Origin of the sequence: Pseudoxanthomonas kalamensis DSM 18571 (assembly GCF_010211745.1) — a bacterium.
Lineage (GTDB): Bacteria > Pseudomonadota > Gammaproteobacteria > Xanthomonadales > Xanthomonadaceae > Pseudoxanthomonas_A > Pseudoxanthomonas_A kalamensis.
The window spans coordinates 1-798 of record NZ_PDWQ01000034.1 but is presented as its reverse complement, the minus strand read 5'-3'; the positions used below and the strand labels follow the sequence as shown (position 1 = coordinate 798).

Genomic DNA, 798 nt, shown 5'->3' with positions numbered 1-798 from the left:
CCGGTATTGGGCTGATTGCCGAGTTGGGCGTCTGTATGTCGGCCAGCTTCGTTAGGCTCTTCGGCGTTCTTGTCGATGACCTACTCGAAATTGATCTTTGCGGCCAGGAACGCCTTTCCGGCCGCGTCCGTTGTCGCCTTCTCGATCTTTCCGGACAGTGCCTCGTCTGCTTGCTCGAAGCGACGCACGAGGGTGTCGGCATCTTGCAGCAGCTCGGCCATGAGCGCTTCACGGGCCGTCGATACGTTACTACCCATGACGTCCCCTCATCACTTGAACAACGCTTTGTAGACGTCATCGAGGTTCTTGTTAGCCGACTTGGCGAGCCGCTGCGCCGAGATCATGCTGACCGCGTGCGCCTTGGCGTCCTCGTCCTTGGCTTCACGAAGCATTGTCCGATAGTCCGTTTCATCGGCCACAATTTCCGAGACAGTCTTTTTCAGCGTCCGCAGCCTGTCGAAAATCTCGTTCTTCAACACCACGGCTTCCGGTCGCAGCGTGAAGCGTTTCTCGGCCTCGTGGAAGCCGAAGATCATCGTAAAGAGGCGCGGCACGTCGTTCGCGTCCTCCAATTCGACCTTGTTGAACCCCACGCGGATTTTCTTCGCCGGTACGCCTAGGTCTGCCAGCGTCCGGATGGTATTCAGCGTGTCGATTTGCTGCTTTTTCTCACTGACAGCCGGCACAACGAAGTAGTCGAATTCCTCATGGGAGCCATCGAACTGGCCCATCTGCTTGATGAACTCCTCGACGTTGGACGCGCCCACGTCCACGATGGCTGCGTCGAGCGTCATCAGG

Annotated in this window: 1 protein-coding gene and 1 pseudogene; both read right to left on the bottom strand. The window is 57.8% G+C overall.

Translation table 11 applies throughout. The features are described from left to right. Nucleotides 1-221, bottom strand: a pseudogene (locus CSC70_RS13805) (hypothetical protein); the annotation flags it as partial. 48 nt (nucleotides 222-269) lie between these two features. Continuing rightward, entirely contained in the window at nucleotides 270-797 is a 528-nt protein-coding gene (gene stbB / locus CSC70_RS13800) for a StbB family protein (protein WP_246189438.1), read from the bottom strand. Nucleotide 798 lies beyond the last annotated feature (1 nt).